24 protein-coding genes are annotated in these 20,790 nt (G+C 73.2%); 10 read left to right on the top strand and 14 right to left on the bottom strand.

What is annotated here, in order from left to right:
* The first annotated feature begins 73 nt into the window (after positions 1-73).
* The gene (locus E4P38_RS11715; protein ID WP_245160963.1) at positions 74-1,576 is read left to right on the top strand and encodes an LCP family protein; all 1,503 of its coding nucleotides are present in this window, start codon (positions 74-76) and stop codon (positions 1,574-1,576) included.
* A 2-nt stretch (positions 1,577-1,578) separates the two neighbouring features.
* Here the strand turns inward: E4P38_RS11715 and E4P38_RS11710 are convergent, their stop codons facing one another.
* Genes E4P38_RS11710 through E4P38_RS11690 form a run of 5 tightly spaced genes read right to left on the bottom strand, consistent with a single transcriptional unit; the run spans position 1,579 to position 5,752 of the window.
* On the bottom strand, positions 1,579-3,183 hold the full coding sequence (locus tag E4P38_RS11710) for an ABC transporter permease (RefSeq protein WP_135131990.1): 1,605 nt from the start codon (positions 3,181-3,183) through the stop codon (positions 1,579-1,581).
* Complete coding sequence (locus E4P38_RS11705; protein ID WP_135131989.1) at positions 3,180-4,103, bottom strand: ABC transporter ATP-binding protein; 924 nt, start codon at positions 4,101-4,103, stop codon at positions 3,180-3,182. The genes E4P38_RS11710 and E4P38_RS11705 overlap by 4 nt, the downstream gene beginning before the upstream one ends.
* Positions 4,104-4,152: 49 nt before the next feature.
* Entirely contained in the window at positions 4,153-4,536 is a 384-nt protein-coding gene (locus tag E4P38_RS11700; RefSeq protein ID WP_135131988.1) for a VOC family protein, read from the bottom strand.
* 11 nt (positions 4,537-4,547) lie between these two features.
* Positions 4,548-4,820 carry a metalloregulator ArsR/SmtB family transcription factor gene (locus E4P38_RS11695; RefSeq protein ID WP_135131987.1) on the bottom strand — a complete coding sequence of 91 codons (273 nt, stop codon included), beginning with the start codon at positions 4,818-4,820 and terminating at the stop codon, positions 4,548-4,550.
* A 41-nt stretch (positions 4,821-4,861) separates the two neighbouring features.
* Positions 4,862-5,752 (bottom strand): DNA/RNA non-specific endonuclease, encoded by an 891-nt coding sequence (locus tag E4P38_RS11690; RefSeq protein WP_135131986.1) that lies wholly within the window; start codon positions 5,750-5,752, stop codon positions 4,862-4,864.
* Positions 5,753-5,860: 108 nt separating this feature from the next.
* Between E4P38_RS11690 and E4P38_RS11685 the strand changes: the two genes are divergently transcribed.
* Both E4P38_RS11685 and E4P38_RS11680 read left to right on the top strand, forming a co-directional pair.
* Entirely contained in the window at positions 5,861-6,379 is a 519-nt protein-coding gene (locus tag E4P38_RS11685) for a GNAT family N-acetyltransferase (protein ID WP_209309066.1), read from the top strand.
* A 21-nt stretch (positions 6,380-6,400) separates the two neighbouring features.
* Positions 6,401-6,610, top strand: coding sequence for a hypothetical protein (locus E4P38_RS11680; RefSeq protein ID WP_135131984.1), 210 nt, complete (start codon positions 6,401-6,403; stop codon positions 6,608-6,610).
* 110 nt (positions 6,611-6,720) lie between these two features.
* Here E4P38_RS11680 and E4P38_RS11675 read toward each other — a convergent pair whose 3' ends face one another.
* The 7 genes from E4P38_RS11675 to E4P38_RS11645 all read right to left on the bottom strand — a co-directional run bounded on the left by E4P38_RS11675 (position 6,721) and on the right by E4P38_RS11645 (position 14,094).
* Positions 6,721-8,103 carry a hypothetical protein gene (locus tag E4P38_RS11675; RefSeq protein ID WP_135131983.1) on the bottom strand — a complete coding sequence of 461 codons (1,383 nt, stop codon included), beginning with the start codon at positions 8,101-8,103 and terminating at the stop codon, positions 6,721-6,723.
* 1 nt (position 8,104) lies between these two features.
* Complete coding sequence (locus E4P38_RS11670; RefSeq protein ID WP_135131982.1) at positions 8,105-8,614, bottom strand: SigE family RNA polymerase sigma factor; 510 nt, start codon at positions 8,612-8,614, stop codon at positions 8,105-8,107.
* A 128-nt stretch (positions 8,615-8,742) separates the two neighbouring features.
* On the bottom strand, positions 8,743-9,954 hold the full coding sequence (locus E4P38_RS11665; protein WP_135131981.1) for an acyl-CoA dehydrogenase family protein: 1,212 nt from the start codon (positions 9,952-9,954) through the stop codon (positions 8,743-8,745).
* Between the two features lie 72 nt (positions 9,955-10,026).
* Positions 10,027-10,296: a DUF3040 domain-containing protein gene (locus E4P38_RS11660; protein ID WP_135131980.1), complete on the bottom strand. Its 270-nt coding sequence runs from the start codon at positions 10,294-10,296 to the stop codon at positions 10,027-10,029.
* Between the two features lie 169 nt (positions 10,297-10,465).
* On the bottom strand, positions 10,466-10,900 hold the full coding sequence (locus E4P38_RS11655; RefSeq protein ID WP_135131979.1) for a DUF4383 domain-containing protein: 435 nt from the start codon (positions 10,898-10,900) through the stop codon (positions 10,466-10,468).
* A 155-nt stretch (positions 10,901-11,055) separates the two neighbouring features.
* Complete coding sequence (locus E4P38_RS11650; RefSeq protein WP_135131978.1) at positions 11,056-12,777, bottom strand: ATP-dependent DNA helicase RecQ; 1,722 nt, start codon at positions 12,775-12,777, stop codon at positions 11,056-11,058.
* Between the two features lie 81 nt (positions 12,778-12,858).
* Entirely contained in the window at positions 12,859-14,094 is a 1,236-nt protein-coding gene (locus tag E4P38_RS11645) for an HNH endonuclease signature motif containing protein (protein ID WP_135131977.1), read from the bottom strand.
* 182 nt (positions 14,095-14,276) lie between these two features.
* On the opposite strand from E4P38_RS11645, the gene E4P38_RS11640 reads away from it, so the two are divergent.
* From E4P38_RS11640 to E4P38_RS11625, 4 genes are read left to right on the top strand one after another with little or no spacing between them, the layout of a single operon-like run.
* A complete protein-coding gene (locus E4P38_RS11640) occupies positions 14,277-14,669 on the top strand; it encodes a TOBE domain-containing protein (protein ID WP_135131976.1) in 393 nt (130 codons plus the stop codon).
* Positions 14,666-15,493, top strand: a complete 828-nt coding sequence (gene modA, locus E4P38_RS11635) for a molybdate ABC transporter substrate-binding protein (protein WP_245160962.1) — start codon at positions 14,666-14,668, stop codon at positions 15,491-15,493. Before E4P38_RS11640 ends, modA begins: the two co-directional genes overlap by 4 nt.
* Positions 15,490-16,302, top strand: a complete 813-nt coding sequence (locus E4P38_RS11630; RefSeq protein WP_135131975.1) for an ABC transporter permease — start codon at positions 15,490-15,492, stop codon at positions 16,300-16,302. Before modA ends, E4P38_RS11630 begins: the two co-directional genes overlap by 4 nt.
* A complete protein-coding gene (locus E4P38_RS11625; protein WP_135131974.1) occupies positions 16,299-17,354 on the top strand; it encodes an ABC transporter ATP-binding protein in 1,056 nt (351 codons plus the stop codon). The genes E4P38_RS11630 and E4P38_RS11625 overlap by 4 nt, the downstream gene beginning before the upstream one ends.
* On the opposite strand, the gene E4P38_RS11620 is transcribed toward E4P38_RS11625, so the two are convergent.
* Positions 17,342-17,977, bottom strand: coding sequence for a helix-turn-helix domain-containing protein (locus E4P38_RS11620; protein ID WP_135131973.1), 636 nt, complete (start codon positions 17,975-17,977; stop codon positions 17,342-17,344). The genes E4P38_RS11625 and E4P38_RS11620 overlap by 13 nt on opposite strands.
* Positions 17,978-18,038: 61 nt before the next feature.
* Between E4P38_RS11620 and E4P38_RS11615 the strand changes: the two genes are divergently transcribed.
* The 3 genes from E4P38_RS11615 to E4P38_RS11605 are packed head-to-tail and all read left to right on the top strand — an operon-like array spanning position 18,039 to position 20,301.
* The gene (locus E4P38_RS11615) at positions 18,039-19,316 is read left to right on the top strand and encodes an MFS transporter (RefSeq protein ID WP_135131972.1); all 1,278 of its coding nucleotides are present in this window, start codon (positions 18,039-18,041) and stop codon (positions 19,314-19,316) included.
* On the top strand, positions 19,313-19,894 hold the full coding sequence (locus tag E4P38_RS11610; protein WP_135131971.1) for a nucleotidyltransferase family protein: 582 nt from the start codon (positions 19,313-19,315) through the stop codon (positions 19,892-19,894). Before E4P38_RS11615 ends, E4P38_RS11610 begins: the two co-directional genes overlap by 4 nt.
* On the top strand, positions 19,891-20,301 hold the full coding sequence (locus tag E4P38_RS11605; protein ID WP_135131970.1) for a molybdenum cofactor biosynthesis protein MoaE: 411 nt from the start codon (positions 19,891-19,893) through the stop codon (positions 20,299-20,301). Before E4P38_RS11610 ends, E4P38_RS11605 begins: the two co-directional genes overlap by 4 nt.
* Here the strand turns inward: E4P38_RS11605 and E4P38_RS11600 are convergent.
* The gene (locus E4P38_RS11600; protein ID WP_135131969.1) at positions 20,298-20,789 is read right to left on the bottom strand and encodes a GAF domain-containing protein; all 492 of its coding nucleotides are present in this window, start codon (positions 20,787-20,789) and stop codon (positions 20,298-20,300) included. The two genes, E4P38_RS11605 and E4P38_RS11600, sit on opposite strands and share 4 nt — an antisense overlap.
* Position 20,790: the final 1 nt, after the last annotated feature.

Raw genomic sequence — 20,790 nt, 5'->3', positions numbered from 1 at the left:
TGACCTTGTGGCGCCGAGCGACGGATCCCGCGTGAGCGCGACTTCCGGCGCGCCTTCTGCGGGGGGTGCCACGGTGCATTCGCCGGGCCGCGGACGGCGCCGGGCAGAGCGGAGTTTCGGTTCCGCGCTCGGCTGGACGGTGCTCGGGGCGGTCGTCCCGGGGACGGCGTTCCTCGCCGCGGGCCGCCGCGTCCTGGGCGCGATCACGCTCCTGCTGTTCCTCCTGCTCGTCGGCGGCGGGGTCTGGCTGGCCACCGGCGGACGACGGACGGCGGTCCGCACCGCGGTCGACACCGGCGCCCTGCTCTGGGTCGTCGGCACGATCGCGCTGGTCGCGTTGCTGTGGATCGTGGTCGTCGTCGCCGGTTACCGGATGCTGCTGCCGCCGCGGGTGGGCCGCGGCCGGCACCTTCTCGGCGCCGTCGTCGTCCTGCTGCTCGTCGCGGCCGTCGCCGCCCCGGCGGTGCTCGCGGGACGGCTGGCGATGACCCAGCGCGACCTGATCGCCGAGGTCTTCGACGACAACGGCAGGTCCGCCACCGTCATCGACACCCCGGACCCGTTCGGGGACAAGGAGCGGGTCAACGTCCTGCTGCTCGGCGGCGACGGCGGGGAGGGCCGCGACGGCGTGCGCACCGACACCGTCATCGTCGCGAGCATCGACACCGCCACCGGCGACACGATCCTGTTCAGCCTGCCGCGCAACCTGGAGAACCTGCCGTTCCCGGCCGACAGCCCGCTGGCCGAGGTGTATCCCGACGGCTTCGAGGCGGGCGACGAGAGCGAGAGCCTGCTCAACGCCGTCTACCGCAACGGCCCGGCGGAGTACCCCGACATCCTCGGGCCCACCGACAACCCCGGCGCGGACTTCCTCAAGCTCGGCGTCGGTGAGGCGCTGGGCCTGACCATCGACTACTACGTGCTGGTGAACCTCGACGGGTTCAGCAGCCTGGTCGACGCCCTCGGTGGCATCACGGTCAACGTCAACTACTACGTGCCGGTGGGGGGCGAGCCGTCGACCGGCTCCCTGCCCGACGCCTACATCGCGCCCGGGCCGAACCAGCACATGGACGGCCCCACGGCCCTCGCGTTTGCCCGCGGCCGGTTCGGTCTCACCGACTACGACCGGATGGCCCGGCAGCGCTGCACGATCGACTCGATCATCCAGGCGGCGAACCCGGTGCGGCTGCTCGCGAAGTACCAGGAGCTCGCGGCGACCACCCAGGACATCGTCAGCACCGACATCCCCCGGTCCGCTCTGGACGACTTCGTGGACGTCGCCTTCCTCGTCAAGGACGCGACCACCCGCAGCGTCGTCTTCGACTCGACCCTGATCGACCCGGCGTATCCGGACTACGACCAGATGCGCCAGATCGTGCAGGAGGCGCTGGCGCCCGCGCCCGCCACTCCCTCGTCCGGCGCCGCCAACGGCAGCGGATCCGCCGCGCCCACCACGGGCGCTGGCGCGCCGGCGTCACCGAACCCGGCAGCCGACGTCGGCGACGCCTGCGCCTACGACCCGGCCCAGGCTCAGGATGCCCTGGCCGAGGGCGAGCCGCCGACCAAGAACGGCTGACCTCAGCCGGTGCTGAGGTCCCGGTGGCGGAAGGCGCCGAATCCCACGGCCAGCAACACGAGGACGACGGCGCCCAGACCCACGGCCACCGGCAGCGTCCACGCCTCGATCGGCACCAGGGGCGTCCACGCGAACGGGGACAGGTCGCCCACCCAGCCCGGCCAGTCCAGCGCCTGGGCCACCATGGCCACCACGACGACGTAGGCAACGCCGCCCCAGGCCGCCCCCGTCGCGATCCGGGGGGCCAGCCCGACGAGGGCGACGGCCAGGGCGGCGACCGCCCAGACGGCCGGCACGTAGGCCAGCGACGCGGCGAAGAGCCGGCCGAACGAGCCGAGATCGCCGCTCGACAGGCCCCGGACCAGCGCGGTCGCGGCACCCGAGAGGACGACGAGGAGCGCCGACCCCAGCAGCGCCACGGTCACGTGGCTGCCCAGCCATGCCCCGCGGGAGGTCGCCGTCGCCAGGACGGACTCGGCCCGGCCCGCCGACTCCTCCGCCCGTGCGCGCAGCACCGAGGAGACGGCGTAGGCCGCGGCCAGCAGGGCGTTGATGGAGAAGATGGTGGCCAGGTAGGCCTCGACGAGGCCCGCGGACGAGGCGCCGGGGAAGAAGACCTGCGCCTGGGGGTTGTCGGCGAACAGGGTCTCGACGGCGTCCCCCACCCCGCCGTACACCGCACCCAGCAGTGCGAGGCTCACCGCCCAGGCGATGAGCGCGGCGCGCTGCAGCCGGATCGCGAGCCCCAGCGGGGAGCCGAGCAGCGGGCCCGCCCGGGGCGGCCCCGGCCGCGCCGGCAGCAGCCCGGAGCCCAGGTCGCGGTGGTCGAGCAGCGTCATCGCCGCGGCGACCAGACCGGCGGTCGCGACCAGGCAGAGCAGCAGGGGAAGCACACGGTCGTCGGAGAACGGGTGCACGGCCTGCGCCCAGCCGACCGGCGAGGCCCAGACGAGCCAGCTGCCGTTGATGTCGCCCACAGCCCGGAGGACGAAGGCGACGCCGAAGACGGCTCCGACGATCCCGTACGCCGAACGCGTGGACTCCGTCACCTGGGCGGCGACGGCGGCGATGCCGGTGAAGACGAGACCGCAGGCGCCCACCGAGGCGCCCAGCAGGAACGATCCGCCCGTCGGCAGCCCGGTCGCGGTGCCCACCAGGCCGATCGCGAGCGCCATCGCGACGCACGCCAGTGCCGACACGAGCACCGCGGCGATCAGGGGTGCGTGCCGGCCGACGCGGCCGGCACGGATCAGCTCCGTGCGGCCGGCCTCCTCGTCGGCGCGGGTGTGCCGGCCGGTCGTGAACATCGCCATGAGGGCGGCGGCGAGCATGACCGACGCGGAGATCTCGAAGGCGACCGCGCCGGCCACGGTGGAGAGGCCCACGGGTGGCCCCGCGAACGCGATGGTGGCCGCGTTGCTCCCGACCGAATCCCGGTAGGCCACGAGGGCGGCGGGGGAGTCGTAGAGCGTCTGGCTGGAGACCGACTGGGAGGCGACCAGTCCGGCGCCGAGCGCGATCCAGAGCGGCAGCCGCAGCCGGTCGCGGCGCAGCGCGAAGCGGACCAGTGCGCCAGTACCGGCCAGCGTGGGACGGGCCGTGCTCACCGGTCCGTGCCCGCGAGCCGCACGCCGTCCTCGGCCAGCTCGTCGCCGTAGTGGCGCAGGAAGAGCTCCTCCAGGGTGGGCGGCGCGCTGTTCAGCGACCGGACGCCGAAGGCCGCGAGGTGCCGGAGGACGCCGTCCAGATGGTCGGTGTCGACGTCGAAGCGCACCCGGCCGTCCCGGATCGCCGCATCGTGCACCCCGGGCAGCGAGTCGAGACCCGTGACCGGGCGGGCGGTCTCGGCCGCGATCGAGGTCCGGGTGAGGTGGCGCAGCTCGCTCAGGCTGCCGCTCTGCTCGGTGCGACCGTGCCGGATGATGCTCACGCGGTCACAGAGCGCCTCGGCCTCGGCCAGGATGTGGCTCGACAGCAGCACCGTGCGGCCCTGGGCGCGGACCTCGCGGATGTTCTCCTGGAAGACCGCCTCCATGAGTGGGTCGAGACCCGACGTCGGCTCGTCGGGGATCAGCAGCTCGGCGTCGGAGGCCAGGGCTGCCACCAGGGCGACCTTCTGCCGGTTGCCCTTCGAGTAGCTGCGGGCCTTCTTGGTCGGGTCGAGGTCGAAGCGCTCGAGCAGGTCGGCGCGGCGGGCCGGGTCCAGGCCGCCGCGGAGCCGGCCGAGCAGGTCGATGGCCTCCCCGCCGCTGATCTGGGGCCAGAGGGTCACATCGCCGGGTACGTACGCCAGCCGGCGGTGCAGGGCGACGGCGTCGTGCCAGGGATCGCCGTCGAGCAGCCGGACGGTGCCCGAGTCGGGGCGCAGGAGGCCGAGGAGCACCCGGATGGTGGTCGACTTCCCCGATCCGTTGGGACCGAGGAAGCCGTGCACCTCGCCGGTGGCGATCTCCAGGTCCAGGCCGTCGAGGGCGCGGGTGGCACCGAACGTCTTGACCAGCCCGGAGACCGAGACCGCAGAGTCCACGACCGTGAACCTAGGACTCCCGGGCCGTGCGGTCAGCCCCCTCCGGCGCTCACATGGCGGCGATCTGGATCAGGTTCCCGCAGGTGTCGTCGAGGACGGCGGTGGTCACCGGGCCCATCGCCGTCGGCTCCTGGGTGAAGGTGACGCCCAGCCCCTTCAGCCGCTCGTACTCCTTGTGGACGTCGTCCACGGCGAACGAGGTGAACGGGATGCCGTCGGCCACGAGGGCGTTCTTGAAGGGCCCGACGGCGGGATGGTCGCTCGGTTCCAGCACGAGCTCGACGCCGTCCGGGTCCTCGGGCGAGACGACGGTCAGCCACCGGTGCTCGCCGAGCGGCACCTCGGTCTTCTTCACGAAGCCGAGCACGTCGGTGTAGAACCGCAGCGCCCGCTCCTGGTCGTCGACGAGGACGCTGGCCAGGTTGATCCGCATGATGTGCCTCCCTAGGGGTCGACCCGCCACCGGTCGGTGATGGTCTTCAGCGGCGAGGTGTCCAAGGAGTGGAACTTGTAGCGACCCTCGCGGCGGGTGGTGACCAGGCCGGCCGCCTCCAGGACCTCGAGGTGCTGGGAGACCGCCTGCCTGCTGGAGCTGAGCCCGTGCCGGCTGATCAGCCGGGAGCACAGCTCGAACAGGGTCTGGTCGTCCCGCTCCTGGAGTTCGTCGAGGATGGCGCGCCGGGTCGGGTCCGCGAGGGCTTTGAACACATCGCCCACGGGGAGACCATAGGCAAGTAACTACTTGCCTGACAAGTGGCTCAGCCCGCCAGCACCAGATCGTCCAGCGAGCTCAGCTCCAGCCAGGTCGAGGACGCCCGCCCGGGAGGTGGTGGTGTCTCGCCGGTCACCGCCGCCCCGAGCCGGTCCACCAGGATCAGCTGGTCGAGATCCAGGCCGGCCAGGACGGCGATGTCGGCGATCGGCACCTGGAACGTGCGGAACGCGCCCAGCGGAGGCAGGGCGCCCGCCGCCTCGGCCGCGGCGAGCGCCGCGTCGAGGTCGTCCACCAGCGGCGTCTGGTCGAGGATGTACCCGGTGGCGGCCAGCGCGCCGTCCTGCACGAAGGCCACGACCTTCCAGAACCGCAGCGGGATCTGGATCCCCCGGTAGGGCGGGTCATCGGGGTCGAGGACCGGACCGGCGAAGACGGCCAGCTTCCGGTCGAAGGTCGCCGCGTGCTCCTGCAGGTACTCCTCCAGCCCCAGCCACAGCTGCCGGCCCTGGTTGAACATCGCAGCCTGCGGTGCGGCGTTGGTGAAGTAGAAGGTGTCGGCCTCGGCCCTGCGCGCCTCGTCCTCGGTGTCCCCCCACATCGACGACGCGCGCATCACCAGGTGCCCGCGGTCGAGGTCGTTGTGGGCGTAGACCGGGGGGCCGGCCTGGAGCTCGGCGGCCAACCGCGGATCGAGCTGCCAGGCGTCGGCGCGGTCGAGGCTCTTCAGCCGGGCGCCGTCCAGGTCGAGGGCGGTCAGTGCCGCGAAGCGCCGGTCGGGACGGAACACGACGGAGTAGTGGAGGTAGGGCAGCATCACGGTCGCCGCGTCGGTGGTGACAGCGGGCATCGGCACGCCGGGGCCGAGGAAGAGCGGGTCGTAGCCCGTCCGGTCTCTCAGGTCCTGTGCCGTGGGGCTTCCGGCAAGGTCTGTCATGGCAGAACGCTAGGACCGCCCGGCTCCGACGCGCCAGGAGGTCGTGCGCGGTGCGTCGGGGCGGGGGTCCCGGCAGCGGCCCGCGACGCGCGCGGGAGCATGGTCGGCGTGCCCGATGCCGAGGTCCGAGCCGTCTCCGCCGTCGACGACGTCCTCCGCGGTGAGCTGCTGGCCTGCTGGACCGACGTGTCCAACGCCGGTGGGGCCGTCGGTTTCGTCCCCCCGGTCACCCGGGACGACGTCGCCCCGGTGCTGGACCGCCTGCTCGAGGGCGTGCACTCCGGGCGCGACGTCCTCGCCGTGCTGACCGTCGACGGTGCGACGGCGGGGTTCGCCGCACTCGTCGGTTCCTCGAGTCCACTGCGCCGGCACTGGGCGACGGTGCTGCGCGTGCAGGTGCACCCCTCGCGTCAGGGCCACGGCCTGGGGCGCGTGCTGATGGGCGGTGTGCACGACATCGCCCGCACCCGGGGCTGGGAGTTCCTGCAGCTGACCGCGCGGGGCGGCACGGGGGTCGACGCCTTCTACCGGGGCCTGGGCTACACCGAGGTAGGCCGCGTCGCAGGGGCCATCAGGGTCGCGCCGGGCGACGACCGCGAGGAGATCCTGCTGCTCCACCGGTTCTGAGCGGCTGGCAGGCTGGCGGGCATGTCAGCCCCCGTTCCTCCCGGCTCCCGTGACGCCCGCCGCGAGCGCCTGGTCGGGTTGCTCGTCCTCGGCGTCGCCGTCGTCCTCCTGGTGTCGTCGGTCTCGTGGTTCGCCAGTGACCAGTCCGGCGTCGGCGTCGGACAGCTCGTCCTCGGCGTCGTCCTGGCCGTCGTCGGCGCCTTCCTGCTGCGGCGCGCCACCCGGGGCTGACCGGCCGGGGTCACGGGCCGGTCGCGGCGGGAACCGCCGGGGATCGAGGGTCCGCCGGAGCCGGGCCTCCGCGACCAGCTGACGCATCGCCGTCAGCGATGCGGGCTCGGTCACTCGCCGGCCCTGGTGACGGGTCCTTCGCCGACGACGCTCCCGGCGGCGTCGAGGACGCGGACCTTCGAAGCGTTCGGGTCGTTCATCGGCCCGGCTCCGGCGCCCTGCGTGAGCGGGATGGTCGTCAGCACGACCCCCGCCCGGTCCAGCACCTGGGCCTGGACCCCCTCGGGTGCACTGACCAGCAGGCACGACTCGGCGCTCACGGCGATCACGCGGTCCATCAGCGCCTGCCCGACCGGAGCGGGTGGGAATCGGGAGATCTGGAAGCCGGAGTCCGGCCGCGAGGGCACGTAGGTCGTCAGCCAGACCTCGGTGGCTCCCGACAGGTGGGTCAGGCCGTAGAGCTCCCCGAACATGTCACCACGTACCCCCAGCGGGCCGGCGGCGAGCAGGGTGGGCTGCGCGTCCGCGGCGCCGAGGGCGTACTCGTCCAGCACCGACCTGGCGATGTACGCGGCGTTGTCGCGCACGGTCATGGTGGCCAGCCCGCGAGGATCGGCGATTGCGACGTCCGCCGGGATCCCCTGCGCAGAACCACCCGGCCTGCTCCGGTCGCTGTCGGTGAGCGAGCCGCCCCGGCGCTGGTTGCCGGGCCCCCGCACGTCCACGTCCCACGTGAAGGGCACCGAGACCTCGTGCGTGCCGATGCCGTCGTCGAGGTCGAGTGGAACGGTCTGCTCGTCGACCTCGCCCGAGGCGGACACGATGGACGGCCCCTTCCACGTCATGGTGTCCCCCGGCGTCGCCACGACGATCAGGCTCTGCTCCAACGCGTCCGGGCTCGGTGCGTCGACCAGCCCCAGGAAGCCGTCGGCGCCGACGACACCGGGCATCGTGGCCAGCGCCATCTCGTCCGGTTCGGCGTCCTCTGGCCCGAGGAACCAGGCGAAGCCGAGGTTGCGCCCGTCCATGCCGAGAACCAGGGCCACCCGCCCGCTCGCCACGTCGCCGGCGAAGGCGACGCGGCGAGAACCGACGGACGGATCCGGCACCTCCATGCCCGCGGGGAGCAACGACGTGTCGACGGGCCCCCAGTCCAGCGCGGTCACGGCAGCCAGCCACTCCTCGTCGTCGGCCAGGTCGCCGCGAGTGGGGAGGCCGTAGAGCCCGGTCCGGGTGGCCGGCGTGGAGGTGTGGCCCGACGGGGTCGCCGTCTGGCCCTCGCCCGTGAGGATCGTCGAGGCGGCGACCGGCACGCCGACGAGCACGACCAGCGCCACCAGTCCACCGGCGGCGAGGGCGGCCCGGGAGCGGCGCTGCGCCCGGTACCGCTCGCGGGTGCGCCGGGCCAGGTCGGACGGAGGCGGCGGGATCTCGTCGGCTCGGGCGCGCAGCGAGCGCAGACCGGCCTCGAGCTCGGTGTCGGAGATCGTCACGTCAGCACTCCTCGAGGACGATGGACGGCGCGCCGGCGCCGAGCAGGGCGCGGAGCCGGGCCAGCCCGCGGACGGTCTGACTGCGGACCGTGTGCACCGAGCACCCCAGGAGTTCGGCGGTGTCGGCCTCGCTGAGGTCCTCGGTGTAGCGGAGGACGAGCACCGCACGCATCCGCGGCGGAAGAGTGGCGAGGACGTCGGTCATCCGTTGACGCTCGTCGACGACATCGGTTCCGTCGGGGGTGGCGTACTCGTGCGCCGGCAGGGCGACGATCTCCTGCGTGGTGCGCAGCCGCCGCCAGCTGGCGGCGGTGGTCACGAGCACGCGCCGGACGTAGGGGTAGGGGTCGCCGCCGATCCGGTTCCACCGGCGATAGGCCTTCACCAGCGCGGTCTGCAGGAGGTCCTCGGCGTGGCCGCGGTCCCGCGTGAGCAGCACGGCGGTGCGCAGCAGGTCACCGGACCGCGCGGCGACGAACGCCTCGAAGGCGGCCTCGTCCTTGGCTCCCACTGGATCCCCCCCGTCGTCACCCCTATGACGCCGCGACCACCCGGGAACGAACGCCACCGTGACCGGATCGTGATCGAGGGAGTTCCGCTGGGCCGCCGATGCAGCCGGTGGGGAGGAGGGGGCTGTCGTCAGGCGCTGTACGGGCGCTCCCGCGCCAGCTCCTCCTTGGCGACACCGCGGATGTGCACCGCGTCGGGGCCGTCGACGATGCGCAGCGTCCGGGCGCTGGCGTAGAAGCGGGCCAGCACCGTGTCGTTGCTGACACCGGCGCCGCCGTGCACCTGGATCGCGCGGTCGATGACGTTCAGCGCCACCCGCGGTGCGGCGACCTTGATCGAGGAGATCTCGGTGCGGGCGCCCTTGGCGCCGAACTTGTCGATCAGGTCGGCGGTCTTGAGCACCAGCAGGCGGGCCTGGTCGATCTCGATCCGCGACTCGGCGATGGACTCGCGCACGGTGCCCTGCTCGGCCAGGGGGCGGCCAAAGGCGACGCGTGCCTTGGCCCGCTCGACCATGAGCGCCAGCGCGCGCTCGGCCATGCCGATGGCGCGCATGCAGTGGTGGATCCGGCCGGGGCCGAGCCGGGCCTGGGCGATCATGAAGCCGTCGCCCTCGCCGGAGAGGATGTTGGTCTTCGGCACCCGGACGTCGGTGAAGCGGAGCTCCGAGTGTCCGTGCTGGTCCTGGTACCCGAAGACCGGCAGGTGCCGGATGATCTCCAGGCCGGGGGTGTCCCGGGGCACGAGCACCATCGACTGCTGGTTGTGCGGTGCGCCGTCCGGGTCGGTCTTCCCCATGACGATGAAGATCTGGCAGCGCTCGTCGGCAGCCCCGCTGGTCCACCACTTGCGGCCGTTGATCACGTAGTCGTCGCCGTCGCGGACGATCGACGTCTGGATGTTGCGCGCGTCGGACGACGCGACGTCGGGCTCCGTCATCGCGAAACCGGACCGGATCTCGCCCTCGAGGAGGGGCTGCAGCCACCGCTGCTTCTGCTCGTCGGTGCCGAACAACATGAGCGTCTCCATGTTGCCGGTGTCCGGGGCGCCGCAGTTGATCGCCTCCGGGGCGATCGTCGGCGACCACCCGGTGATCTCGGCGACCGAGGCGTACTCGAGGTTGGACAGCCCCGCCAGCTCGTGGTGGAAGAGGTTCCACAGGTCGCGCTTGCGCGCCTCGGCCTTCAGCTCCTCCAGCACCGGCGGGTGCTCGTGGTTGTCGTGGCCGCGGGCGGCGCGCCACTCCTCGTAGACCGGCTCGGCCGGGAAGACATGCTCACGCATGAAGTCCCACATGCGGCCGGTGACGTCCTCGGCTTTGGCGGAGAGCGCGAAGTCCATGTCGGCAACGTAACGGCGAACGTGACCGGCGTCGCATCGGGGGTGGGGCCGGCCGGCCGGGTTCCGTGGCGGTCAGGCGGGCGGGCCGGCCAGACCTTCCCGCGAGGCGCACAGCCAGCAGACGAACAACGGCGAGCCGAGGATCAGCAGCGTCGCGACCACCCCGAAGGTCACCCGCTCCGGGAGCAGCAGGGCCGGCACCAGCAGCGGCAGTGCCAGCAGCACCCACGTCCGTGAATGCCTGCGTGGGGTAGGCGACCCGACGCTGAGGAACGCCGCGAGGGCGGGGTCGTCCCGTTCGAGGTCGGCTTCCAGGGAGCGCAGGACCGGGTCGTCGTCCATGGCAGCCCCTCGGGGAGCGGGCGGACGCCGGCCGCTGCTCGGCCTCCCCGCCGTTGCCCGCGAGTGTGCTCCGCGACGGCGCACCGGGGAAGACGCCGAGAGCCGGGCGCCGCCGCCCCTCGAGGGACGACGGCACCCGGCTCTCTGTCAGGCGGTTACCGGAGCGCGATCAGGCGCGCGTGCGGTCGCCGGTCCGGACGGGGGCCAGCGCGATCACCAGGCCGACGACGGCGGTGACGATGTGCAGGACGTTGTCCGCAGCGTTGAGGCTGAGGAAGTCCCAGTCCTCGCCGACGGCGAACAGGCCGTAGACGAAGGCGGCGCCGTAGCCGATGGCGAGCAGCCAGCCGTAGGTGCGCGCGCCGGCCAGCGTCCGGGCGAGGACCAGACCGGCGACACCGATCAGGATGTGGACGACGTTGTGCATCCCGTTGATCTCGAAGCCCAGCAGCGTCTCGCCGGTGTGCTCGAAGAAGTTGTCGAAGCCGGTGATGAAGAACCCGATGATCCCGATCAGCGTGTAGATGGCACCGAATGCGAGTGCCAGCAGCTCGGGCCAGGTCTTGCCCCGGGTAGTGCCGGTGTTGCCCGCGGATGCGGCCATGGTGTCCTCCCAGACATTCGTTCTGCCGCCATGTTGCGGCGGTTCCGGAACGAAATACCCCGCTTGGGCCCCCTGTTAACGGCGCGTCGCCCGAACGGGTGGCGCGCGATGTGTCGAGGCGCCCGCGCAGCGACCGGTGCCGAACCGAGATCGGATCAGGCCGGGGTGCGCGCCCGCAGCAGGCCGTGCTCGACGACGGCGGCGATGCCGAGCGTCTTGTAGCCGACTTCGTCGAAGAGCACGACCAGGCGGTCGTCCTCGACCCGCATGACCACGCCCGGCCCCCACTCGGTGTGCTCGACGGCCGTCTCGACCGGGAACGGCGTGTGCGCGCGGGCCTCGGCGGCCGCCGCGCGCTCCTCGGGGGTGCCGGAGCAGGTGTCGCTGTCGCAGTTGCCGCACGGCTCGTCGAGCTGCTCGCCGAAGTAGCCGAGGAGGAACTGGCGGCGGCAGGTCGTGGTCTCGGCGTAGCCGCGCATCATCTCGACCCGGCTCTGGTCCACCCGCTCGTGGTGCTCGGCCAGCTCCCGGGCGGCCGCCGCGGCCTCGCCGGGGGTCGGGGCGCCCTCGGCCGGGTGGGCTGCGCCCTCCTCGTCCAGGACGACGGCCTCGACCTGCTCGAGCAGGTTGAGGTCCCGCGCCAGCGGGGTGGCCGCGCGGCCGGTCTCCTCCCGCAGGTCCTTCACGTCCACGCCCTCGTCGATGCCGGCCGCGGCGGCGGCCTGCACCAGCCCGGCGACCTGCTGGAGCTCCTCTTCCGCCGGGGTGCCGGCGGCGAAGAACCGGCGGATGCCGAGGTCCTCCTGCCGGTAGACCAGCACGGCGAGCGCCGGCTTCCCGTCGCGCCCGGCCCGGCCGATCTCCTGGTAGTAGCTGTCGACGGAGTCCGCGGGCTCGGCATGGACGACGAACCGGGTGCCGGGCTTGTCGATGCCCATGCCGAACGCGGTGGTCGCGACGACCACGTCCAGTTCGTCGTCCATCCAGGCGCGCTGGGTGTCCTCGCGCTCGGCCCTGGGCAGGCCCGCGTGGTACGGCCGGACGCGGAGTCCGCGATCGGCCAGCTGCTCGGCGATCTCCTCGGTGCCCCGGCGGGTGGCGCTGTAGACGATGCCGGGACCGCGGCCCTCGCCGATCTCGGCGAGGACCCGGTCGAGCACCCCGTGCTGCTTGCCGTAGGCGTCGGCGTAGTGGTCGACCTCCAGCCGGATCTCGGGTCGGTCGAAGCCGGCGACGACGACCTGCGCGTCGCGCATCTCCAGCCGTTCGACGATCTCGGCCCGGACCGGCGGCGCGGCGGTGGCCGTGAGCGCGAGCACCGTCGGGTGCCCCAGCTGCTCGATGACACCGCCCAGCCGCAGGTAGTCGGGCCGGAAGTCGTGGCCCCACGCGGAGACGCAGTGCGCCTCGTCGACGACGAACAGCGCCGGGCCCGCCTCGCGCGCGGCCTCCACGACCTCGGGCTTGGTGAGTTGCTCGGGGGCGAGGAAGACGAAGCGGACCGTTCCGTCCCCGAGTGCCTCCAGGACCTCCCGCTGGTCACCGGCCGACATGCTGGAGTTCAGCTGGGCGGCCCGGCCGGCGCGGTCCTCGATCTCCGCCAACCGCTCGACCTGGTCGCGCTGCAGCGCGATCAGCGGCGACACGACCACCACCGGTCCGTCGAGCAGCTGGCCGGCGACCTGGTAGATGGCGGTCTTCCCCGCACCGGACGGGAGGACGGCGAGCGTGTCGCGGCCGGCGACCGCCGACTGCATCGCCTGTTCCTGGCCCGGCCGGAACTCGGTGAAGCCGAGGAGGTCGCGGGCGACCGCGCGGATGCGGCGCGTGCGGTCCGACGCCGAGTTCCCGGCCGGGTCGTCCACGGAGCTGTCCACGGGGGGAGCAGGGGGCACCGACTCCACCTCCCCGGCCGCCGTGATCAGCAAACGGTGCCGCAGGTCACCGGCAGTAGCGACTCAGGCGGCGAGCAGGTGGGGGTGGAGAAGGATCTCGGTGCCGTCGGGCCGCCAGGTGCGCCAGCAGCCGTCGGGTTGTCGTTCCACCCGGAACCCGTGGTGGACCTTCGTGTGGTGCTGCTCGCAGAGCAGCGCGCTGTTGTCCAGGTCGGTCTCACCGCCGTCGATCCAGTGCAGGAGATGGTGGACGTCGCACCAGTAGCTGGGTGCCAGGCAGCCGGCGAAGACGCAGTGCCGGTCGCGGGTCTCGGTGGCCCGCCGTAGGTGGGGCGGGACGACCCGGTGGGTGCGGCCCATCTCCAGCGGCTGGGATTCGGGCCCGAGCACGACGCGCGTGATCGAGCCGTCGCAGGCAAGCATCCGGGCGCGGGCGGCGGAGATGGTGGCCCCGAATCCGGTGGAGGCGGTGCCGAGGCCCGGGTGCGGGTCGACGAGGTCGGCCAGCGGGATGGTGACGATGACGTGCGGCTTGACCGTGCGCAGGATCGGCAGTGCGCCGGAGGCCAGCGCGTTGTCGCAGGTCTGCACCAGTGCATCCGCCAACTGCTGGCCGCGAATGCGGGTGTCACCGGCCGGCCGGTTGGCCTGCACGATCGACTCCAGCGCGGCCTGCACCCTCTCCCCGCCGACCGCGTCGAGCTCGAAGCGGCCGCTCACGCTGCCGTCGGCGTGCCGCGAGATCGTCAACGATCGGCTCTCCGTCGGGTCGGGTTCGGGACCGTCGGGGTCGAGCCGCTCGAGGTAGTGGTGCACCACCTGGGTCAGCTCGCGGTGCGGTCGCGTGGCAGCGACGTCGGCCAGAGTCGCGTCGACCGCGGCGACGTCGACGTCGTGGGCGGCGGCCGCGGCCCGGTGCTCGTCGCGGGTGACCGGGGCGATGACGGCGACCTGCTCGGCGGTGATCCGGCCGCCGGCGAACGCGGCGGCCACGGCCGGCAGGCGCTCCAGTGCCCGGCCGGTGCGGACGAGCCGGGCGGCGGCCGAGGGGGACAGGCGGGCGTGGCCGCGGAGCCAGGACTGCATGGACGTCAGCCCGTCGTGCGCCGGGGCCTGGGTGAGCTCGCCTTCGCGGACCGCGCGGGCGACCTGCGCGTCGAGCCGGTTCTGCGCGCGCAGCAGCCGCCTCGTCCGATCGAGGACCTGCGGCCCGAACATCGACGTCATGTCCTCGGCGGCCAACCGATCCAACGCGGCCTCGAGGTCCGCGAGGGCGTCATCCGGACGGGTCGAACACATGTACGAATCATAGCCGCTCGGAGGATGAGACGCGACCTGAATCCCCAGGTCAGAGGCCTGTCCACAATCCGGCCTCGGGGCTGGACAGCTAGCGGGGCTAGCTTTCGGCGCTTGTCGGGTCTCCGCAGATGCGGAGGTATTGGCGCTTGCTATGTCCGTATATGCGGACCTACAGTGCCGCCGTGCCGACCACCTACCGGATCGCCGAAGCCGCGTCGCTGCTCGGCGTCAGCGACGACACCGTCCGCCGCTGGATCGACAGCGACCGCCTGCCCGCACATCGGGAGGGCGCCGGACCGGCGGTCGTCGACGGCGCGGACCTCGCCCACGTCGCCACCCAGCTCCGGGAGGCCCCGGAGCCCGGGACAACGCCGTCGTCGGCCCGGAACAGGCTCACCGGCATCGTCACGCGGGTCGTGCGGGACACCGTGATGGCGCAGGTCGAGATCCAGGCGGGGCCCTTCCGTCTGGTCTCCCTCATGTCCCGGGAGGCGGCCGACGAGCTCGGTCTCGAGGCAGGCGTCCGCGCCGTCGCGACGGTGAAGGCCACGCAGGTCAGCGTGGACGTCCCGTGAACCGCCGCATGGCAGCGCTCGGGGCTGCGGCGCTCCTCGCTCTTGCCGGCTGCACCGGCTCGTCCGCCTCGTCCCGGGACGAGGCGACGGGCTCGTCGGCGGCGGGGACGTCCGGCAGTGAGCAGATCACCGGCACCCTGACGGTCTTCGCGGCCGCGTCGCTCACCGACGTCTTCACCGAGCTCGGCGACCAGTTCATGGACGACCATCCCGGCCTGGAGGTGCGGTTCAACTTCGCCGGCAGCTCCGCGCTGGCCACCCAGATCACGCAGGGGGCCCCGGCCGACGTGTTCGCCTCGGCGGACGAGGTCCAGATGGCGAAGGCGGGCGACGCCGGACTGGCCGTGGATCCGGCGGTCTTCGCCGAGAACCCGCTGATGCTCGTCGTCCCCGCGGACAACCCCCTCGGCATCCAGCTGCCCGGAGGGGGAGGCGTCCCAAGTCTCACCGAGATCCTCGACCACGACGCCACCATGGCCGTCTGTGCGCCACAGGTGCCGTGCGGGGCGGCAGCGGCGAAGGTCCTCGACGCGGCCGGGCTGTCGGCCTATCCGGACACGTACGAGGAGGACGTCCGCGCGGTGCTCACCAAGGTGGAGCTGGGTGAGGTCGACGCCGGCCTCGTCTACGTCTCCGACGTGCACGCCGCCGGCGACAAGGTCGTCGCGTTCGGCTTCAGTGAGTCCTTCCAGGCGATCAACCGGTACCCGATCTCCGTGCTGACCGCCGCACCCAACCCGGCCGCAGCGCAGGCGTTCGTCGACCTGGTCCTCTCCGACGACGGTCAGCAGACCCTCCGGGACGCGGGATTCCTCGAGCCGTGACGCGGGCCCGCGGGGGCACCGGCATCCCCGCGCCGCTCCTGGTCCCGGCCGCCGCCGGGATCGCCTTCCTGGTGCTCCCGGTCGTCGGCCTGCTGGTGCGTACGCCGTGGTCGGACCTGGGGCCGAAGCTCACGGCCCCGGGTGTGGGCGACGCGCTCCGGCTGTCGCTCCTGTCCGCGACGCTCGCCACCCTGCTCTCCCTGCTGATGGGCGTGCCGCTGGCCTGGGTGCTCGCCCGTTCGCGGATCCGCGGCCGGAGCATCCTCCGGGCGCTGGTGACGGTGCCCCTGGTGCTGCCGCCGGTCGTCGGCGGGGTCGCGCTGTTCCTCGTGCTCGGTCGGCAGGGGCTCATCGGGCGGTGGCTGTTCGAGCAGTTCGACGTGACGATCCCGTTCACCACGACCGCCGTCGTCATCGCCGAGACGTTCGTGGCCATGCCCTTCCTGGTCATCAGCGTCGAGGGCGCCCTGCGGGCTGCCGACGCACGGTTCGAGGACGTCGCCGCCACGCTCGGTGCCGGGCGCTGGACGACGTTCCGGCGGGTCACCCTGCCGCTGGTCTCCCCCGGGATCGCGGCCGGGGCGGTGCTCTGCTGGGCGCGGGCGCTGGGCGAGTTCGGCGCGACGATCACCTTCGCCGGCAACTTCCCCGGGACGACGCAGACGATGCCGCTGGCCGTCTACCTGGCGCTGCAGGAGGACACCGAGGCGGCGATCGTGCTGTCGATGGTCCTGCTCGCGGTCTCGCTGGCGACGCTGCTGCTGCTCCGCGACCGCTGGCTCGGCCGCGCGACGGTGCCGGTCGCATGAGCCTCGCGGCACAGGTCGTCCTCCAGCGGGGTTCGCTGTCGCTCGACGTCGAGATCGAGGTGGCCGACGGAGAGGTGCTCGCCGTCCTCGGGCCCAACGGCGCGGGCAAGTCCTCCCTGCTGCGGGTGCTCGCGGGGCTGCTCCCTCCGGACGGCGCATCGGTGGTCCGCGAGGGCGCCACGATCTGGGACGGCGACGGGACGCACGTCGCCGCGCACCGGCGGGCCCTCGGCATGGTCTTCCAGGACCACCTGCTCTTCCCCCACCTCTCGGTCACCGAGAACGTGGCGTTCGGCCTGCGCACCCGCGGCGTCGGCAAGGCGGAGGCGCGGTCCACGGCTCAGGGCTGGCTCGCGAGGGTCGGGCTCGAGGGTCTGGGCGGACGCCGTCCGGCCCAGCTCTCCGGCGGACAGGCCCAGCGGGCGGCGCTGGCCCGGGCGCTCGTCGGCGATCCCCGGGTGCTGCTGCTCGACGAACCGCTGTCCGCCTTGGACGCCCGCACCCGGCTCACCGTCCGCGCCGAACTGCGCCGTCACCTGGCCGAGTTCGCGGGCAGCACGGTGCTCGTCACCCACGACCCCGTGGATGCGATGGCCCTGGCCGACCGCGTCGTCGTCGTCGAGGACGGCCGCGTCGTCCAGGCCGGTACGCCCGCCGAGGTCAACCGCCGCCCGCGCACGGACTACGTGGCCCGCCTGGTCGGGCTCTCACTGCTGCCGGGCACGGGCACGGCCGCGGGGCGAAGCGTCCGGCTGGACAGCGGGGGCGAGGTGGCTGTCGCCGAGGAGGCGTCGGGGCCGGTGTTCGCCGCCGTCCGGCCGGAGTCGGTCGCGCTCTACCTTGCCCGGCCCGAGGGCAGCCCGCGCAACGTCTGGCCGGCGACGCTGGTCGGCGCCACCCCGCACGGGGCGACGGTGCGCTGCGAACTGTCCGGCGAGGTGCCGCTGGTCGCCGACGTCACCGCGACCGCCTTCGCCGAGCTCGGGCTCGTCCCCGGGTCGCCGGTCTGGGCGACGGTGAAGGCCTCCGAGGTCGCCGTCTACGCGCGCTGATCGTCCGGCGTCCGGTGGGCGCGAGTGCCGTCGAGTCGCGCGCGCTGCGGCACGAAGCGCAGTGCGGCGTGAGTGATCCGCGCGTCCTCCGGGGCGCTGGTGCGGGAGGACCGCCGGTAGGGCTCGAGCAACTCCCCCACCTTCTCGGTGACGTCCAGCAGCTCCTCAGCGGTGAGCCACAGGGTGGAATTGCTGACGAGAGCGGCGCGTCGCCACTGCAGCGTCTCGTCCCCCTGGGCGGACGCCGTCGTGAACGTCTCCACCGCCGCGTCGGACGCCTCCAGCAGTGATCTCGTCACCGCCATGTCGAGGGCTCTGGCCTCCACGACGTCGGCCTCGATCGCGTCCCGGCTGACCTGCCAGCTCGGCACACTGCTGCGCCAGCGTCGCTCCCGCCCGTCTGCGCCCGGGTCGGCGTGCTCCACCAGTCCGGCCCGGTGGAGCAGCCGCAGGTGCCAGGAGCAGGCGCTCGCGCTGAGCCCGACGACCGCCGCGCACTGCGTCGCGGTCGCGCCCTCGCTGTCCTGCAGGACGTCGAGCATCTGCAACCGGGCAGGATGTGCCAGCGCCTTGAGCACCGCCGGATCGGTGAGCTGCACGCCCCAGCGACTGTTCCGCACCATTCGCCCAGCATAACGTGAAGTTCCACCTTGACATCCACATGTGAAGTTCTATCTTCACACTATGGCGACACGTCCTCCGTCCGCTCGGGGGCGCTCGCGTCGGCCGCTGATCGCGCTCGTCGCCGCGCACGGCGTCTCCCTGACCGGGAACGTCCTCACGCTGATCGCGCTGCCGCTGTACGTGCTGACGGAGACCGGATCGGCCGCAGCGACCGGACTGACCGGGGCGGCGGCGACGGTGCCCGTCGTCCTCGGCGGAGCGTTCGGCGGCGTCCTCGTCGACCGTCTCGGCTACCGGCGGGCCAGCGTCCTGGCCGATCTCGCGAGCGGTGTCTCCATCGGACTCGTCCCGCTGCTGGACGCCACCGTCGGTCTGTCCTTCCCGGCCCTGCTGGCCCTCGTGGTCCTCACCGGCCTGTTGGACACACCGGGGGAGATGGCACGCAGCGCGTTGCTGCCGGCCGCCGCAGAGGTCGCCGGTACACCGCTCGAGCGTGCCGTCGGCCTGTTCGAGGCAGTGGAGCGCGGCGCTCGGCTGCTCGGCGCCCCGCTGGCCGGAGTGGGCGTGGCCCTCCTCGGTCCGCTGACCGTGCTCGCTCTGGACGCGGGGACGTTCGTGCTGAGCGCCGGACTGGTGGCGCGGTGGGTGCCCGCCGCCCTCGGTGCCGTCGCCGTCGACGAGAGCGCCGGCGGCTACTGGCGGCAGCTCCGTCAGGGTCTGACGTTCACGCTGCGGGAGCCCCTGTTGCGGGCGCTGGTCCTGCTGGTGCTGCTGACCAACATGTTCGACGCCGCCAAGGGCACGGTGCTGCTCCCCGTCTACGCCGACCGGGAACTGGGCGGCGCCGTGGCCTTCGGCCTGATCGTCGGAGCGATGGCCGGGGGTGCCGTCGTCGGCTCGCTGACCTTCAGCGCCGTCGGCCACCGCCTGCCCCGTCGCGCGACCTTCGTGCTGGCCTTCGCCCTCGCGGGGGGACCGCCGTACTTCGCCCTGGCGGCCGGCCTGCCCCTGCCGGGCATCCTCGCGGTCACGCTGCTCTCCGGCCTCGGCGCCGGGGCGATCAACCCGATCATCGGCGCGGTCAAGCTCGAGCGGGTGCCGGCCGGCATGCGGGCGCGCGTCTACGGACTGATCGGAGCCGGTGCCTGGGCCGCGATGCCCGTCGGCTCGTTGCTGGGCGGGGTCGCGGTCGAGCAGGTCGGGCTGCGGACAACACTGGTGGCGGTGGGGCTCGCCTACGTACTGCTCGTCCTGACGCCGCTGCTCGGCGGGCCGTGGCGCGAGCTCCGGAGGCCGGAGTCCGAACCCGCCGGGCGCGCTGAGAGGCTGGGGGCGTGAACACGGTCGCCGCTGTCGTCCTCGCGGCGGGGGGAGGACGCCGGTACGGGATGCCGAAGGCGCTGGTCGAGTACGAGGGCAGCCTGCTCGTCGAGCGCGCGGTCCGGACGGCGACCGCGATCTGCGACCCGGTGCTCGTCGTCCTCGGTGCGCAGGCGGTCGACGTCTGGCGGGCGGCCGACCTCGGCGGGGCCACGGTGCTCGCCAATCAGGACTGGGAGACCGGGATGGCCTCCTCGCTGCGCGTCGGCCTCGACGGCCTGCGCGGCTGGCCCGGCCGCGTCGACGCCGCGCTCCTGCTCCTCGTCGACGTGCCGGGGATGACGCCGGAGGCGCTGGCCCGCGTGGCCGGGCACGCCTCCCCTGACGCACTCGCCGTCGCGACCTACGGCGGGGTCCGCGCGCACCCGGTGCTCCTGGGACGGGAGCACTGGGCCGGCGTGATCGAGACGGCCACCGGCGACGAGGGCGCCCGCCGCTACCTGGCCGCACACGACGTCCTCGAGGTCGACTGCACCGGCCTCGCGGATCCGACCGACCTCGACGTCCCGCCGTCCGGGGTACCTTCGGCGCCGTGATCGCCCGGGTCGTCGACGAGCCACTGTCCGTGGCCGAGCACGAGGACGCCGTGACTGACAAGGCCGCCGGCGCCGTCGTCTCCTTCTCCGGTGTGGTCCGGGACCACGACGGCGGCCGGTCGGTGACCGAGCTCGAGTACGTCGGCCATCCGACCGCTCCCGACGTGATCCGCGAGCTGGCGGAGGAGTTCGCCGCGCGGCCCGACGTGCACGCCGTCGCCGTCTCGCACCGGATCGGCCTGCTCGGAATCGGGGACGTCGCGCTGGCCTGCGCGGTCAGCGCGTCGCACCGGGATCAGGCCTTCGCGACGTGTGCCGAACTCGTCGACGAGGTGAAGAAGCGGCTGCCGATCTGGAAGCGGCAGGTCTTCACCGACGGCGAGGAGGAATGGGTGGCCTGCCCCTAGGGCAGGTCCGGCGGCGTCGGGGGCTCGACGCCGGCGGCCAGCAGGGTGCTGAGCATCCGCGCGATCGTCTCCACGAGTCGTAGGTCTCGCGCGGCGCTGAGCGGCTTCGCCCGGAACGCCACCCCGCAGAGCGTGCCGAACAGCTGCCCGTCCGCGGTGACCAGCGGAACGCCGATGTAGGCCGCGACGTCGCGCCCCAGCCCCTTGGTCAGTGCGGCGTACGCCGGGATGGCGGCGGTCACGGTCGCGACCCGGGGGGCCCGGCCCTCGATCATCTGCCGGCAGAAGCTCTCCTCCCACCAGATGCGGGCCCCGGGCCGGACCGCGCCGTCGGGGTAGGAGCACAGGACGTACTGGCAGTCGTCCACGACCCGAGTGACCATCCAGAGGTCCCAGCCGACGTGCTCGTGCAGGAACTCGAGCGCTCCCCTGGCTGCGGCACTCCAGTCCGGCCAGGGCGCGACGTCTCCGATCCCGCCCGGAACCACG

The sequence above is a fragment of the Blastococcus sp. CT_GayMR16 genome, assembly GCF_004570875.1.
GTDB lineage: Bacteria > Actinomycetota > Actinomycetes > Mycobacteriales > Geodermatophilaceae > Blastococcus_B.
The sequence above is the reverse complement of the archived record's forward strand: the minus strand, read 5'-3'. Positions and strand labels throughout refer to the sequence as shown.

Coding starts and splice junctions, on each gene's coding strand:
- E4P38_RS11700 (WP_135131988.1), bottom strand. CDS start 4,536: ATGCGGATCAACCTGGCCAGCGTCCTCGTCGACGACCAGGAGCGGGCG.
- E4P38_RS11690 (WP_135131986.1), bottom strand. CDS start 5,752: ATGACAGACCTTGCCGGAAGCCCCACGGCACAGGACCTGAGAGACCGG.
- E4P38_RS11680 (WP_135131984.1), top strand. CDS start 6,401: ATGTCAGCCCCCGTTCCTCCCGGCTCCCGTGACGCCCGCCGCGAGCGC.
- E4P38_RS11665 (WP_135131981.1), bottom strand. CDS start 9,954: ATGGACTTCGCGCTCTCCGCCAAAGCCGAGGACGTCACCGGCCGCATG.
- E4P38_RS11660 (WP_135131980.1), bottom strand. CDS start 10,296: ATGGACGACGACCCGGTCCTGCGCTCCCTGGAAGCCGACCTCGAACGG.
- E4P38_RS11655 (WP_135131979.1), bottom strand. CDS start 10,900: ATGGCCGCATCCGCGGGCAACACCGGCACTACCCGGGGCAAGACCTGG.
- E4P38_RS11645 (WP_135131977.1), bottom strand. CDS start 14,094: ATGTGTTCGACCCGTCCGGATGACGCCCTCGCGGACCTCGAGGCCGCG.
- E4P38_RS11625 (WP_135131974.1), top strand. CDS start 16,299: ATGAGCCTCGCGGCACAGGTCGTCCTCCAGCGGGGTTCGCTGTCGCTC.
- E4P38_RS11620 (WP_135131973.1), bottom strand. CDS start 17,977: ATGGTGCGGAACAGTCGCTGGGGCGTGCAGCTCACCGATCCGGCGGTG.
- E4P38_RS11615 (WP_135131972.1), top strand. CDS start 18,039: ATGGCGACACGTCCTCCGTCCGCTCGGGGGCGCTCGCGTCGGCCGCTG.